We start from the raw sequence: 14,470 nt of genomic DNA, 5'->3' as shown, positions 1-14,470 counted from the left end.
GTATGAAGTGGCGTTTGGCGGCCGGTGCGGCCGTGGTGTCTCTGGCGAGCCCGGTCATGGCGCAGGACGGCCCGCAAGTCGCCCCGGTCCAGGTCGATCCCAGCCGCCCCGATTGGGAAAATCCTGCGGTCAACGCGCGCGGCACCCGCCCCGCCAGCGCCACCGCCTTTCCCTATGAGAGCCGCGCGCTGGCGCTCGCCGGAGACCGGGCCAAGTCCAGCCGTTATATGAGCCTCGACGGCGACTGGTCCTTCGCCTTTTCCCCCTCGGTCGACGGCGCGCCCAAGGGGTTCGAGCGGCCCGGTTACGACGTGTCCCAGTGGAAGACCATCAAGGTCCCCGCGATGTGGCAGGCCGAAGGATATGGCCAGCCCAAGTACAACAACATCACCTATCCCTTCCCGGCCAACCGGCCCTTGGTGCCGCATGACGACAACGAGACGGGATCGTACCGCCGCGACTTCATCCTGCCGGACGGGTGGCGCGGGCAGGACGTGATCCTTCAGATCGGCGCGGCGGGGTCGGCCTACCGGGTGTGGATCAACGGGCAGGAGGCTGGATACTCCGAGGACTCCAAGCTCCCCACCGAATATGACGTCACCCGGTTCCTGAAACCCGGCCGCAACGTCGTGGCGATCCGCGTCCATCGCTGGTCGGACGGCAGCTATCTGGAAGATCAGGATTTCTGGCGCGTCTCGGGGATCGAGCGGTCGGTCTACCTGCGCGCGGTGCCGAAAGCGCGGATCGACGACCTGTTCGTCCATGCGGGCCTCGACAAGAATTATCGCGATGGCACGCTGTCGACCGAACTGACGCTGCCCGCGCTGCCCCAGGCGATGACCGCGCGGATGACGTTGCTCGATGGCGAGCGGGCGGTGGTGACGCGGGAGGTGGCGCTGGCGAAGGGCGCGACCTCGGCCATGCTCGACGCGACGGTGCCCGGCGTGCGCAGCTGGTCGGCGGAGACGCCCAACCTCTACACGCTGCTGGTCGAGCTGGTGGATGCAAATGGCCAAGTCGTTCAGGCCACGCCGCAACGCATCGGCTTCCGCACCGTCGAGATCAAGGGCGGGCAGGTCATGGTCAATGGCCGCCGCATCGTGATCCGCGGCGTCAACCGGCACGAGCATGACCCGGTAACCTTCCACGTCATCTCCGAAGAATCGATGCGCCGCGACCTGGAGCTGATGAAGCGCAACAACTTCAACGCCATCCGCACCTCGCATTATCCCAACGATCCGCGCTTCCTGGCGCTGGCCGACGAGTACGGCTTCTACCTGATGGACGAGGCCAATATCGAGAGCCACGCCTATATGGAGCAGGGTAACCGCCATGGTGGCGAGCGCGACAAGTACCAGATCGGCTTCGACCCCGCCTGGGAGGGCGCACACGTCTCCCGCGTGATGAACATGGTTGAGCGGGACAAGAATCACCCCTCGATCATCTTCTGGTCGCTGGGCAACGAAGCGGGCATCGGTCCCAATTTCGAGAAGGCGGCGGCGGCGATCCGGCGGCGCGACCCGGCGCGGCTGATTTCCTATCTCGGCTGGGGAACGCTCGACTGGAGCCATCAGCCGAACAATTATGTCGATATCTATGCGCCCATGTATGACGACATCGAGAAGATGGTCGACTGGGCCGAGGACCCGACGCGGACCCAGCCGATGATCCAGTGCGAATATGCCCATATGCAGGGCAATTCGGGCGGCAATTTCAAGGATTATTGGGACACCATCTACGCGCACCGCAAACTGCAGGGCGGCTTCATTTGGGACTGGGTCGACCAGTCCATGTACCGTTATACCAAGGACGGGCGGCGTTACTGGGGCGACGGTGGCGAGTACGGCCCCAATCCAGGCGGCGATATCGAGTTCGGCGACGGGCTGAACCAGCCCGACCGGACGCCCAATCCGCAACTTTATGAGGTGCAGAAGGTCCAGTCGCCGATCCGCTTCGACGGTTATGATGCGAAGACCGGTCGCCTGACCCTGCACAACCGGCATGATTTCATCGACCTGTCGGGCTTCACCTTTGATTGGGTGGTGGAGAAGAACGGCGTCGTGGTGGCGAAGGGCGATCTGCCCGCGCTGACCACCGCCGCCGGGCAGGTGCAGACGGTGGCGCTCGCCCCGAAATTCGCGCGGGAGCCGGGGGCGGAATATCTGCTGACCGTGCGCGCCCATGCCAAGCAGGGCACCATCCGCGCGGTGCCCGCCAATTATGTCGTCGGCTGGGAGCAGTTCGCGCTGAGTGATGCGCCCGCCATGCCGGTCGCCGCCAAGGGCAAGGTCGCGGTCAGCGATACCGCCGAAAGCGTCACCCTGTCGGCGGGTGGCGCGGAGCTGGTCATCGACCGCAAGACCGGGTTGATCACGCGCTATGCCTCGGGCGGGCGGGTGCTGGCGCAGGGCGGCCAGCCCAATTTCGTACGGGCCGAGACCGACAACGACACTGCCAACGGCACTGTCGCCCAGCAATCACCCTGGTTCACGATGAACGGCCGCTATCAGGTCCGGAGTGTATCGATCGGTCCGGACCAGAGCGTGACCGTCGATCACGAGATGGGGGCGGGCGCGGCGCGCTTCGTCACGCGCTATACAATGGCAGGCAATGGCGCGGTCGATGTCGACGGGCAATTCACTCCGTTGAAGGCTGACCTGCCGCCGCCCGTCCGCATCGGCCTGTGGTACACCATGCCGACCACGATGAAGACGGTCGAATGGTATGGCCGTGGCCCGCACGAAAGCTATGTCGATCGCAAGACCTCGGCCGCGATCGGGCTGTGGCGCGGGGCCATCGCCGAGCAGAACCATGATTACATGCGGCCGCAGGATACCGGCAACAAGGTCGATGTACGCTGGATGGAGCTGTCGGGCGAGGGGGCGGGGCTCCGCGTTCGTGCCCCCCGGCCGCTGATGATGCAGGCGCTCGCCTTCCCCTACACCGACCTTTACCGCCGGGCGCCGGGGACGTGGAAGTCGACCGATATCGTGCCGCATGGTGAGACGACGCTGATCGTCGATGCCGCGCAATGGGGCGTCGGCGGCGATACGACCTGGAGCCATGTCGGCCAGCCGCACATGAAATATCGCACGACATTGGAGCCGACCCGCGTCGCCTTCCGCCTGGAACCCTTCACCGGCGAGGGCACGACCCCCGACCAAGCGACGCCTGCGCGTGCGACAGCGCCGCAATAGGGCTATTCTTTACTCGGACAATAAGCCATCATGCCGCATCAGGCAGAGGAGAATCCATGAAAAGGGCAACGAAATTCCTGTTCGCGGCGGCGGTCGCCACCCTGTTCGCGGGGACCGCGACGGCGCAGGTCGCACCAGCGGGCAGCAGCGACACGGTGGCGGTGCACGCCGACCGTCCCGGCGCGACCTATGACCGTCACATCTTCGGCCAGTTCGCCGAGCATCTGGGCACCGGCATCTATCCGGGCATCTGGGTCGGCAAGGGCAGCAAGATCCCCAACATCAACGGCTATCGGCGTGACGTGATCGACGCGCTGAAGGCGATCCGCGTTCCCGTGATCCGCTGGCCGGGCGGCTGCTTCGCCGACGAATATCACTGGCGCGAAGGTGTCGGTCCGCAGGCCAAGCGCCTGACCAAGGTCAACACCAACTGGGGCGGCGTGACCGAGGACAACAGCTTCGGCACCAACGAGTTCATGAACTATACCGAGCTGGTCGGGGCGGAAGCCTATGTCTCGGGCAATGTCGGCTCGGCGGCACCGTCGGAGATGGCCGAGTGGGTCGAGTATATGACCTTCCCGTCCAAATCGACCTATGCCGAGGAGCGCCGCAAGAACGGCCGTGACAAGCCTTGGAAGCTCGCCATGTTCGGCATCGGCAACGAGCTATGGGGTTGCGGTGGCAATATGCGCCCCGAATATGCGGCGGACGTGACGCGTCGTTATTCGACCTTCCTGAAGGTCCCCGCTGGCGAAAAGCTGATGAAGATCGCCAGCGGTGCCAATAGCGAGGACTATAACTGGACCGAAGTGATGATGCGCGACGCCGGAAGCGCGTTCGACGGCATCGGCGTCCATTATTACACCGTCCCCGGCACCTGGGAAAAGAAGGGCGCCGCCACCGGCTTCGACGAGGAAGCCTGGGCGCGCACCCTGTCCAAGACGCTGAAGATGGAAGAGCTGCTGACCAAGCACTCGGCGATCATGGACAAGTACGATCCGCGCAAGCGGGTCGCGCTGCTCGTCGACGAATGGGGCACCTGGTACGATGTCGAACCCGGCACCAATCCGGGCTTCCTGTATCAGCAGAACTCGCTTCGCGATGCGATGGTCGCCAGCCTGAACCTCGACATCTTCGCCCGTCATGCCGACCGCGTGCGCGGTGCGAACATCGCGCAGATGGTCAACGTGCTGCAGGCGATGATCCTGGTCGACGGCGCGCGTATGGTGAAGACGCCCACCTATTGGGTGTTCGACATGTACAAGGACTATCAGGACGCCACCGTCCTGCCGGTCGATGTCCAGTCGCGCTGGTACAATAAAGACCAGTGGGTGATGAAGGCGGTCAGCGCCTCGGCGGTGCGCGACAAGGCGGGTGTCGTCCATGTCGGCCTGACCAATGTCGATCCGAACCAGCCCGCGACCGTCACCGTCAAGCTGGACGGCCTGAATGCCGCCCAGGTGTCGGGTCGTATCCTGACCGGTGCGACGATGGATGCGCACAACACGTTCGACGCGCCCAACCAGATCGCGCCGCAGCCGTTCAACGGCGCAGCGCTGTCGGGTGGCACGCTGACCGTGCAGATCCCGGCCAAGTCGGTCGTGATGCTGGACCTGCGCTGATGAAGGCCCGCGCCGGAGCGCTGCTCGCCGCCGTCCTTCTTACCGGGGCGGCGGGGTCCGCTGCGCCCCGGCGCGATCTTTCGTGGAACAGTCCGGGGGCGGGCAATCCGCTGCTTCCGGGCTATTTCGCCGACCCCTCCATCGTGCGCGATGGGGGGCGTTGGTATATCTTCGCCACGATCGATCCGTGGGGCGATGACCGCCTGGGCCTGTGGACCTCGGACAATGGCCGCGACTGGACCTTCTCGCAGCCCAACTGGCCGACCAAGCAGGCCGCGACCAGCCCGACCTCGGGCGATGCGAAGGTCTGGGCCCCCTCGGTGGTCAAGGCGGCGAACGGCCGCTGGTATATGTATGTCTCGGTCGGCAGCGAGGTCTGGGTCGGCTCGGCGCCCTCACCGGCGGGGCCCTGGGCCGATGCCAATGGCGGCAAGCCGCTGATCGCGCGCGACTTCGCGCCGAAATATCACATGATCGATGCCGAGGCGTTCGTTGATGAGGACGGCCAGGCCTATCTTTATTGGGGATCGGGGCTGAACTGGGTCAACGGGCATTGCTTCGTCGTGAAGCTGAAGCCCGACATGGTGCATTTCGACGGCGAGCCCAAGAATGTGACGCCCGCCAATTATTTCGAAGGCCCCTTCATGGTGAAGGAAAAGGGGCGCTATCTGCTGATGTACAGCGACGGCAACACGACCAAGGATACGTACAAAGTCCGCTATGCGGTCGGCTCTTCGCCGATGGGGCCCTTTACCGAGGCGGCGAACAGTCCGGTCCTGGAAACCGATGCGGCCAAGCAGATCATCAGTCCCGGTCATCACGCGGTCTTCGCCGACAAGGGGAAGTCGTACATCCTCTATCACCGCCAGGCGTTGCCCTTCGTGATGGGCAGCGATCGGGTGCTGCGACAGGTGTCGATCGATCCGCTGACCGTGAAGGCCGACGGCACGCTGGAAAAGGTGGTGCCGAGCCATGATCCGGTCATCCCGGCCTTTGCCGCGCACCGGACGCGCGGGCTGCGCTGGACGGGGAAGGGCACCGTGGCGCTGGCGGCGGACGACAATTACGCAACCGCCTGGCGGCCCGAGCCGGGGCAGGCGCCGATGCTGACCGCCGATCTGGGCGCGGTGCGGACCCTGCGCGAAAGCCAGATTCGCCCGGCCTTCGCGATCCAGCCACAGGATTTGCGGATCGAAGCATCGGTGGATGGCAAGACCTGGCGTCAGGTCGCGGCGGAAAAGGGCGTGAGCGGTTCGCCGATCACTCTGCGCCATCCGGGCAAGGCACGCTTCCTGCGCATGACGGTGCAGGCGAGGGAGCCCGCGATCTTGGAATGGTCGATCTTCTGATTTTTAAGCCCCTCCCGCAGGCGGGAGGGGTTTGGGGAGGGCGAGGCCGCGAGCGTTGGTCTCGGTGAGACTCCTTTCCCTCCCCCATCCCCTCCCGCTTGCGGGAGGGGAGCGGCTCGAGGATAGGGAAGGGGCTCCTAACCTCGGTTCAGCCAGAGCGAAGTCGAAAGGCCTCACCCCTTCGGCAAGGCAAACGCCATCGTATAGTCCCCATACCTAGTGCCCAGCGCGCCATGCCCCCCGGCGGTGATGACGACATATTGCCGCCCGTCCCGCCCGCGATAGGTCATCGGCGTCGCCTGCGCCCCGGCAGGCAGTCGGGCGCGCCACAGCACCTTGCCGCTCTTCAGGTCATAGGCCCGCAGATACTGGTCGGTCGTCGCCCCGATGAACACCACCCCGGAGGCGGTGATGATCGAGCCGCCCAGATTGGGCACGCCGGTCTTGATCGGCACACCCAGATGGCTGCCGAACAGGCCGGTGTCCTGCGCGGTGCCCAGCACCTTTTTCCACACAACCTGCCGCGTGTTGAGATCGACCGCAGTCAGATGGCCCCAGGGCGGCGCGTTGCACGGTGCGCCGAACACCCCGATCCAAGCGGCGACCACCGCGACATAGGGCGTGTTATACTGGGTCTGGAGATTGGGCTCGCGCGCATTCTCGCCGCCCTTCTTCTTCTCCATGTATTTCTTCACGCGCGGATCGTCGCGGCGCATCAGCCAGATCTTGAACGGCATCTCCATCGTGTTGACGGTGAAGACCTGCCGCACCGGATCGAGTGCAGCCCCACCCCAGTCGGTGACGCCGTCGAACGCCGGATGACCGATGATCGGCTTCAGCCCCGTCGGCTGGTAGATGCCCGTCCCCTGCGCACGGCGGATATCGATCCGGCAGAAGAGCTGGTCGATCGGCGTCGCGCCCCAGGTCGACACTTCGGTCGGGGCGGGCGGGGTGAAGGAGGGCAGGCCGACCGACCAGGGCTGGGTCGGCGACACCTTTACCCCCGGCGTTGCGCCATCCTGTCGCGCGGGGCGCTCGACGATGGGCGTGATCGGCGCGCCGGTCAGACGGTTGAGGAAATAGACCTGGCCCATCTTCGTCGTCTGGATCAGCGCCGGGATCGTCTGGCCGTTCGGGGCCCGATAGTCGAACAGCGACGGGCCGATGGGGATGTCCATGTCCCACATATCGCGGTGGACCAGTTGGCGCACCCAGCGCAGCTTGCCGGTGGAGATCTCCAGCGCGACGATCGAGGTGCCGAACCGGTCGTCGAACGGCCGCCGCCAGCCGATCCAGTAATCCGGCGAGGCATTGCCGGTGCCCAGATAGACCAGGCCGTTGGCCGGATCGGCGGTCATCGCGCCCCAGACATTGGGCGTGCCGCGCGTATAGGTCTCACCCGCCGGCAGCGGCGGGATCGCGTCCTGAGAGCGCCCGACGTCCCAGGCCCAGATGCCCGCGCCCGTGATTGGGTCATAGGCGCGCACCACGCCGCTGGGGATGTTGCGGTTGACGTTGTCGACGATCCGCTCGCCGACGATCAACCGGCCGTTCGCGACCACCGGGGGCGAAGTGCTGATCTGGTCGGCGGGGCCCGATACGCCCATATTCTGGCGCAGGTCGATCGCGCCGTTGGTGCCGAAGCCGGCGCAGGGCTTCCCCGTATCGGCGTCCAGCGCCATCATCCGCGCGTCGAAGGTGGGGGCGAAGATGCGGCGCGGGCAGGGCGTGCCCTCGGGCGCCTGATAGAAGGCGACGCCGCGGCAGACGAGATAGGAGTTGCCCTGGCGGCTGACCTGATCCTTCCAGCTCCACTTGGTCCGGCCGGTCGTTGCGTCGATCGCCTGGACGATCGAATGCGGCGTGCAGGTATAGAGGGTGTCGCCGATATGAATCGGCGTCGCCTCGGAATGATATTCGCGCTTATGCTCGACCGACTCCGCGCGGTCGGGCAGGTCGCCGGTCCGCTGGGTCCAGGCGAGTTCCAGCTTGCCGACATTGGCGGGCGTGATCTGCGACAACGCGGAATAGCGCTGGCCCGAAAGAGTGCCGCCATAATCGGTCCAGTCGCCGACCGGCGCCTGGGCCGCGACCGGCAGCGCGGCGGGGAGCACCGGGTCCTGCGCTTCGGCGGGACGGCTTTTCAGCACCGGCACCGCCAGCATCAGCGCGATGATCCCCAGGGCGGCGGGCATGGCGCGAGTTCGCGCCTTGGGCGTGCGCATCGCGGCGATCAGCCAGGGCAGGATGACCGGGATCAGGAGCACGGTCGGCGCGACGACACGCGGCACCAGCTGAAGCAGGTCGAACCCCACTTCCCAGATTGCCCAGACGAGCGTCGCCAGCCAGATCGCGACATAGAGCCAACGTCCCCGCGCATCGCCACGCCCGATCAGCGCGCCCGACAGGATCATCGCCAGCCCGGTCAGGACATAATAAGGCGATCCGCCCAGCAGTGCGAGATAGCCGCCCGCGACGGCGAAGAACCCACCAAGCAGGGCGAGCACCCAGCCCAGTATCGCCGCGCCCCATTTTTTCGCCGAGCCGCTACCGCGCATGGGCGATCCCCCTATGACTGTAACAAAATATTGCTCTCAGATGAACGCGTGAGGATGGGCTTGGTTCGCTCTTCTGTTCGCGCGACGCTATTATTCCCGCGGCTGGAGGCGGACACGGCATGGCGACACGGTCTCTGGAGGGTCTTGGCAAGGCGTTGGCGCCCTTCCTGTCGCGCTGGACCGCGCCCGACGGCTGGACGCATCGCCGGTACGATCGACTGCGTGAGCCGGGGACGGTTCGGCGCGGGCGCCTGTTGTTCCAGACCGGCCGTGCCGACATGATCGAGAAATATCGCGAGGCGATCGACGATTTTCGCGCGCGCGGCTGGGACGTCACCGCCTTTGACTGGCGCGGGCAGGGCGGGTCGGGACGGCTGACCCGGGACGGGACCGGCCATATCGACCGGTTCGAGCGGCTGACCGACGATCTCGCCGCCTTTCATGCCGATTGGGTTGCGGAAGGCGAAGGGCCGCATGTCGTGCTCGGCCATTCGATGGGGGGCTTTATCGCCCTGTCCGCACTGGCGGCGCAGCTGATCGCGCCCGATGCGGTGGTGCTGACCGCGCCGATGATCGCGCTGCGCTCGCCGGTCGGGCAATGGGCGGGGGCGCGGTTCGCGCGCTGGCAGGTCGGACGCGGCGATCCGCTGCGTCCCGCCTGGCGGAGGCTGGAGACCGAGGCGGCGGCTGCGGCGCGGCAGAAGCGGTTGACCCATGATCTGGCGCGCTTCGTGGATCAGCAGGAATTTCGGCGGCATTGGCCCGATTTGTGCCTGGGATCACCCAGCTGGCACTGGGTGGCGGAGGCGTTTCGCGCGACGGCGGCCTTGCGCGGCGATCCGGCGCTAGCGCGGATCGAGGTGCCGGTGCTGATGCTGGTGGCGCTGGCGGACCGGCTGGTCGACGCGCGCGCGGCGGGGCGGGTGGCGGCGCGATTGTCCAAGGGAGAGCTGGTCGCCTTCGGCAAGGACTGCGCGCATGAGATATTGCGCGAGGCCGATCCGATCCGCGCCAATGCGTTCGCCGCGATCGATGCCTTTCTGGCGCGGGTGGTTACGGCGCCCCGCAGCGCACCGGCCCGCCACCCATGATCCGGCATTTGGCCGTGCCCTCGACGGTGACGCGACCGAGCCCGGCATTGGTGACCGTCGCGGTATAACGCGCTCGCGCGCCGATCTCGCCCGGCCCCTCCAGCGTGACGAACAGGTCGCCCGCCTCCAGCCCATTGGCGGCCAGCGCGACCGGGCCATTGGCGAGCAGCCGCACCTTGGCCACGCGCCCGCCGCCGATGGTCAGCTTGGCGGGGCCGAGCAGCGTCGCGTTCAGCTGGTCGCCCTCCGTCCGGTCGACGCGAATCTCACCCGCGCCGGTGATCGACAGGCTCAGCGCCGTGCCCCGCATCTCCTCTGCCGTCACCTGCGCGCCGCCGATGACGGTGATCGCGGACAGCGGCGGCGCGGTGAGGGTCAGGGTGACCGGGCCACCGCCCCGTGACGACGCGCCGTCGCCAGCGATCCGCCGGACGACCAGCGTGCCGTCCGACAGCCGCGTCTCGACCCCGCGCAACGCCTCCGTCTCGCCCGACAGCAGCCCTCGCGGCGACGGTCCTGTGGTGAGCGTCACCAGAAAGGGCCCCTCGACCCGCAATTTCTGGAAACTGCTCAGGTCGACCCGGCGCTCGGCGGCCTGTGCCGAGGTGAGGGGAAGCATTGTAGCGAGGACGATCGACAGGGCGGGACGGAGCATGGCGCTATCCTCGCCCGCTCACGCCCGCCCCGCAACCCGGATCAGCGACCGCAGCGCGCCGAACCCGATCCCATCTTGCTGACGGTGCAGGTCGATTGCGGGCCCAGATCGGCACTGCCCGATCCCATCAGGCTGACCGAGGCCGCGCCCTCGACCCGCGCGGCGACATTGCCCGAGCCCGCGATCGAGACATTGGCCTGGCGCGTGCGCAGCCCGGCACCCTGGAAATCGCCCGATCCCGCAACGCTCACCTTCAGCGACCCGGCCGTGCCCTTGGCGGTGATCGATCCCGATCCGGCGATGCCCATATCGGCCTGGCCGACGCGCATCGCATCGATGACCATATCGCCCGACCCCGCGATGCCGCCATGGAAGCGCGGCCCTTCCACCCGGTCGATCGTCATCCGGCCCGAACCCGAGACACCCGCATCGGCCAGGTGCGGCAGCGTGACGAGGATGCGGACCCCCTTGCCCTTGCTCCAGCCCCAATGCGTGCCCTTCTTGCGGCCGATGCGCAGGGTCGCGCCGTCGCGCGTGATCTGCAACTGGTCGAGCGTGTCCGATGGTCCCTCCGCCCGGACCGAATAGCCGCCGCCGACCCGGACCTCGACCGGATCGCTGCCGCGCAGGTCGACGCCGGTGAAGTCGCGCGCGGCGAAGGTGCGGACATTGCCCGATCCTTGCGCGGGCACGGCATCGCCATCGTCCGAGGACCAACTGAATGAACAGGCGGCGGTCGGGATAGCCAAGGCAGCGATAGCGATCAGGGGCAGGCGGTAGGATCGGATCATGGACACTCTCCTGTGTATTGTGCAATCAATACACTACAGGGTCATCCGCCTGCAAATGAAAAGGGGCGGCCCCATCGGAGCCACCCCTTGTTCGTATCGGAGAGAACCGACCGCGGATCAGGCGGCGGGCTTTTCCTTGTTATAGATGGCGGCAGCAGCGCGCAGGATTTCCAAGATCTTTTCCTGGGCGCGCGGCTCGTCAACCTCTTCCATCGCGGCGAGTTCGCGGGCGAGGCGGCTGGTCGCGGCCTCGAAGATCTGCCGCTCGGAATAGCTCTGCTCGGGCTGGTCGTCGGCACGGAACAGGTCGCGGACCACCTCGGCGATCGACACCAGGTCGCCCGAGTTGATCTTGGCTTCATATTCCTGGGCCCGGCGCGACCACATGGTGCGCTTGACCTTGGGCTTGCCCTTCAGCGTTTCCATCGCCTCGCGCATGGTCTTGTCCGAGGACAGCTTGCGCATGCCGACCGACTCGGCCTTGTTGGTGGGAACGCGGAGCGTCATGCGCTCCTTTTCAAACCGCAGCACATAGAGTTCGAGCTGCATCCCTGCGATTTCCTGCTTTTGCAGCTCGATAACGCGGCCCACGCCATGCTTGGGGTACACGACATAGTCACCGACGTCGAAGTGGAGCGCCTTGGCAGCCATTGGGGGCCTTTCCGGGTCAAAGGCCTTCGCGCGAGCGCCGGACGAGCGGAATGGGGTCCACTGTTCTCATCGGCCTCGGGAAGGAAGGGTCGAACACATCAAGGCGGGCGGTCGCAAAAACAGCTAGGCCCGTCGCGGAACCATATAGCATGGTCGCAACAAAATTACCAGCATCTCCGCAAGCTGCGGGAACCATTGGGCGAGAAGGACGGCGCCGTCGCGGCGTGGACCCCTATTCCTCCCCTTGTAGGGGAGGTGGCGCGCGCAGCGCGACGGAGGGGTGTCCCGCTATCGAGAGGGGTGACACCCCTCCACCAGCTTCGCTGGTCTCCCTCCCCTTAAAGGGGAGGAATGATCGGGGTCAGTCCCCCTTGCCGGGTTCCGGGCTGAAGAACTGGTCGTACTTGTTCTCGACGCCCTTCATCGCATCGGCGTCGGGCGGCGTCTGGTCCAGCTTGCGGGTGACGTTGGGCCACTGGGCGGAGAAGGTGTTGTTCAGCTCCAGCCACTGCTCCAGACCGCTTTCGGTGTCGGGCAGGATCGCCTCGGCCGGGCATTCCGGCTCGCACACGCCACAGTCGATGCATTCGGACGGGTTGATGACGAGCATATTCTCGCCCTCATAGAAGCAGTCGACGGGACACACCTCGACACAGTCCATATACTTGCAGCGAATGCAGGCATCGGTGACGACGTAGGTCATGACAACTCCCAAGGTACGAACGCGTGCTGCTATGCCGCGTATGGCGATCCGTCAACGTCCGAAACCGGAGAAGTGACCAGATCGCAGTAACAGGCGCGCCCTTCGGCGGGCGGTCCGCGCCGGAGGGGCAGCGATTCCACGCGCAGGACGCGGACATCTCCGGCTTGTGCGAAGGTCAGGATGCTGCCCACCCTGACCGGGGCATGGGCCCGGTCGATCGCCCGGCCGTCCATGCGGAAATGCCCGTCGCGCGCCATTTCCTGCGCCCGCTCCCGCGACTTGGCGATCCGCGCCCACCAGAGGAAACGGTCGAGCCGCATCGACTCAGGGGAAGAGGCGCGGGTGGTCATGGGCGGGAGCGTTCCTTTCTATGGGAGAAATCCGTCAATCTTCCATCACCCCGGCCTTCATGGGGGTGGCCGTGAGTTATCGTCACGATGTCCGCCCCCAGTCGGCGAGCGCGGCGAAGGCGTTGCCCGGTCGCGCCTCGACACGCGGAGCGGGGCGGGCGGGGGGACGGCCGCGCCAGATCCAGCGCGGGGCCTCGTCCTCTGCGGCACGAACCTTGCGGAAACCGAGATCGCCCATCAGCCGGTCGAGCGTCGCCGCCTCCAGCCCGATCGAGGTGGCGAGCGCCGCGTCGGGGGTGAACGGCTCGCGCCCGCCCCGCGCATCATGCGTCGCCCGCGCGATCCTCTCGACCAGATCGATGCGCACCGCCTGATCGCCCAGCGGGCGGAAGCCCGAGGCGACGGTCCGTCCCGGTTCGTCGCGCTTCAGGATGGTCGCGCCCGGCCGGGGCAGCGCCGGGCTCTGGCCCCACAGCGTCATCAGCGTGCGCCGCCAACCCGCCGCGCCGGGCTTGAGCAGCCGGGGATCGAAGACATCGAGCGTGCCGATGGTGATGCCCAAGCCCCGCAACCGCCGCCGCTCCTCAGGCGACAGCGCGTCGATCATCAGGCGCAGCGGCTGGCGCGGCGCGATGGCGCCCGCATCCTCCAGCGCGGCGGCGACAGCGCGGATCGCAGGCGACGCCTTGGCCTCGCGCGCCAGTCCCGCCAGCCGGACGAGCGCGGGCACCTGCCGGTCGAGCGAACGCGCCAGCCAGGTCTCCAGCCGCGCCTTCACCCGCTCGCGCATCGGCGGGGTCAGACAGTCGAGGTCGCGCTCCAGCCGCACGACCGGCCGCCCCAGCGAGGGCCCCGCCACCAGCCTGGCCACGCCATGCCCGTCCCAGACCAGCCGGTCCTCGTGGAGCGTGATCGCCTCCTGCGCAGCGGCGATCAGTGCCTCAGCCCGGCGGGCGCGTTCGGTGCCCAGCCGCTTTTCGGCTGCGGCGAGCAGCAGGCGCTTGTCATTGGCCCGCGCGCCCGACTCGACGGTGAAGCGGAATCCTTCCAGCCGGCCGATCGGGTGGTCTTCGACCAGCACCTCACCCTCCGGCCCGATGGTGACGGGCAGCGCGCCTGCATCCGCACCGATGCGGCGGATCAGCGCGGTCGTCCGCTTGTCGACGAAACGCTGGGTCAGGCTGGCATGGAGGCCGTCGGACAGCCGCTCCTCGATCTCGCGCGTCCGCTCCGCCCAGTGTTTCGGATCGGCCAGCCAGTCGGCGCGCTGGGCGATATAGGCCCAGCTACGGATCGCGGAGAGGCGGCCCGCCAGCGTCTCGACATCGCCCGCCATGGTGTCGAGCCGCGCGATCTCGTCGGCGAACCATTGGTGCGGGACATGGCCCAGCCCTTCGGACAAATGGCCGAACACGCGCGAGACGAAGCGGGCATGGGGGTCGATGCCGACCTTGCGGAAATCGGGAATGCCGCACGCCGCCCAAAGCCGCGCGACCATGGCGG

Annotated in this window: 10 protein-coding genes and 1 pseudogene; 4 read left to right on the top strand and 7 right to left on the bottom strand. The window is 66.9% G+C overall.

The genetic code is table 11. The features are described 5' to 3' along the window. Positions 1-2: 2 nt before the first annotated feature. The 3 genes from SSA01S_RS09485 to SSA01S_RS09475 are packed head-to-tail and all read left to right on the top strand — an operon-like array spanning position 3 to position 6,168. Positions 3-3,197 carry a glycoside hydrolase family 2 TIM barrel-domain containing protein gene (locus SSA01S_RS09485; protein WP_061780208.1) on the top strand — a complete coding sequence of 1,065 codons (3,195 nt, stop codon included), beginning with the start codon at positions 3-5 and terminating at the stop codon, positions 3,195-3,197. 56 nt (positions 3,198-3,253) lie between these two features. Further along, positions 3,254-4,819, top strand: a complete 1,566-nt coding sequence (locus SSA01S_RS09480; RefSeq protein WP_061780207.1) for an alpha-N-arabinofuranosidase — start codon at positions 3,254-3,256, stop codon at positions 4,817-4,819. Beyond that, positions 4,819-6,168 carry a family 43 glycosylhydrolase gene (locus SSA01S_RS09475; RefSeq protein ID WP_061780206.1) on the top strand — a complete coding sequence of 450 codons (1,350 nt, stop codon included), beginning with the start codon at positions 4,819-4,821 and terminating at the stop codon, positions 6,166-6,168. Before SSA01S_RS09480 ends, SSA01S_RS09475 begins: the two co-directional genes overlap by 1 nt. 173 nt (positions 6,169-6,341) lie before the next feature. On the opposite strand, the gene SSA01S_RS09470 is transcribed toward SSA01S_RS09475, so the two are convergent. Further along, positions 6,342-8,726 (bottom strand): membrane-bound PQQ-dependent dehydrogenase, glucose/quinate/shikimate family, encoded by a 2,385-nt coding sequence (locus SSA01S_RS09470; RefSeq protein ID WP_061780205.1) that lies wholly within the window; start codon positions 8,724-8,726, stop codon positions 6,342-6,344. A 119-nt stretch (positions 8,727-8,845) separates the two neighbouring features. Here SSA01S_RS09470 and SSA01S_RS09465 point away from each other — a divergent pair, with 119 nt between their 5' ends. Next, positions 8,846-9,817 (top strand): alpha/beta fold hydrolase, encoded by a 972-nt coding sequence (locus SSA01S_RS09465; RefSeq protein ID WP_061780204.1) that lies wholly within the window; start codon positions 8,846-8,848, stop codon positions 9,815-9,817. On the opposite strand, the gene SSA01S_RS09460 is transcribed toward SSA01S_RS09465, so the two are convergent. The 6 genes and pseudogenes from SSA01S_RS09460 to SSA01S_RS19800 form a co-directional block, all read right to left on the bottom strand. Further along, positions 9,780-10,472 carry a GIN domain-containing protein gene (locus SSA01S_RS09460; protein WP_082795022.1) on the bottom strand — a complete coding sequence of 231 codons (693 nt, stop codon included), beginning with the start codon at positions 10,470-10,472 and terminating at the stop codon, positions 9,780-9,782. The genes SSA01S_RS09465 and SSA01S_RS09460 overlap by 38 nt on opposite strands. A 41-nt stretch (positions 10,473-10,513) precedes the next feature. Continuing rightward, positions 10,514-11,263 (bottom strand): head GIN domain-containing protein, encoded by a 750-nt coding sequence (locus SSA01S_RS09455; RefSeq protein ID WP_206378776.1) that lies wholly within the window; start codon positions 11,261-11,263, stop codon positions 10,514-10,516. A 117-nt stretch (positions 11,264-11,380) separates the two neighbouring features. Next, complete coding sequence (locus tag SSA01S_RS09450; protein WP_042486954.1) at positions 11,381-11,914, bottom strand: CarD family transcriptional regulator; 534 nt, start codon at positions 11,912-11,914, stop codon at positions 11,381-11,383. 361 nt (positions 11,915-12,275) lie between these two features. After that, on the bottom strand, positions 12,276-12,617 hold the full coding sequence (fdxA, locus tag SSA01S_RS09445) for a ferredoxin FdxA (RefSeq protein WP_042486955.1): 342 nt from the start codon (positions 12,615-12,617) through the stop codon (positions 12,276-12,278). A gap of 29 nt (positions 12,618-12,646) precedes the next feature. After that, positions 12,647-12,967, bottom strand: a complete 321-nt coding sequence (locus tag SSA01S_RS09440; RefSeq protein ID WP_170171255.1) for a S4 domain-containing protein — start codon at positions 12,965-12,967, stop codon at positions 12,647-12,649. Between the two features lie 82 nt (positions 12,968-13,049). Next, a pseudogene (locus SSA01S_RS19800) lies at positions 13,050-14,470 on the bottom strand (helicase-related protein); the annotation flags it as partial.

The sequence above is a fragment of the Sphingomonas sanguinis NBRC 13937 genome (assembly GCF_001591005.1).
Classification (GTDB): Bacteria; Pseudomonadota; Alphaproteobacteria; order Sphingomonadales; family Sphingomonadaceae; genus Sphingomonas; species Sphingomonas sanguinis.
The sequence above is the reverse complement of the archived record's forward strand: the minus strand, read 5'-3'. Positions and strand labels throughout refer to the sequence as shown.